At 48.3% G+C, this 795-nt stretch carries 2 protein-coding genes; both read right to left on the bottom strand.

Annotated features, from left to right (window positions below; genetic code table 11):
• A partial coding sequence (locus A3739_RS25610) for a phosphotransferase family protein (protein WP_156502840.1) occupies window positions 1-437 on the bottom strand: 437 nt, incomplete at its 3' end.
• A gap of 9 nt (window positions 438-446) precedes the next feature.
• Window positions 447-795 (bottom strand): acyl-CoA dehydrogenase family protein (locus A3739_RS25605; protein WP_082878614.1); only part of this gene is annotated, 349 nt, incomplete at its 5' end.

Raw genomic sequence — 795 nt, 5'->3', positions numbered from 1 at the left:
TCAACATCGACTGAATGTATCGCTGCGAGCACTTTGCCCATTTGCGAATACGCGTGTGTGCGTTCTTCGTTAGATGCCAGTTTTGGTAATGCAGCATCCCAAAAAATGCGCCCCTCACAATATTCCATCACATAGAACATCGAGCCAATCACTTCGCGATCTTCACACAGGTGATACATCTTAGGCGTCGGCACATCCGTATTTTCTAGCGCTTTATAAACACGATACTCACGGTCTACAGCATGTGCTGACTTCAGCAATTTACCCGGTGGCTGGCGACGCAATACATACTCGCCACTAGCCGCACTCAATTTAAAGGTTGGATTAGATTGGCCACCTGAGAATTTCTCTGCGCTTTTTAAGCCATGGAAACTCTCGATATGCTCACTCAAATAGCGATCAAGAAGCTCAATATCTAAACTATCGACGTCTGACATGCTCGCCTCCTATTTCTTTGCCAGCATGGCGTAGCCAGAGGCTAAGCCGCGACCAAGCTGCATCATGTGCACTTCGTCCGGACCATCAGCCAATCTAATTACACGCGCCATTTGATAGGCTTGCGGCAAGAAGGTGTCTTGGCTTAAACCCATTGCACCGTGGATTTGCATAGAGCGATCAATCACCGTGCAGGCCATTTGAGGTGCAACAATCTTGATCATTGAAATAAGCGCCTTAGCACCTTTATTCCCAACGCGATCCATTTGATCCGCGGCTTTTAGCGTCAACAAACGCGCTTGCTCGATCTCACAGTAAGACTTAGCGATACTCTCGCGCACAGAACCTTGGCGGCTCATC

It is taken from the genome of Oleiphilus sp. HI0067, from assembly GCF_001635735.1.
Note: the sequence above shows the minus strand (reverse complement) of the source record. Positions and strands in the feature narration are given on the sequence as shown.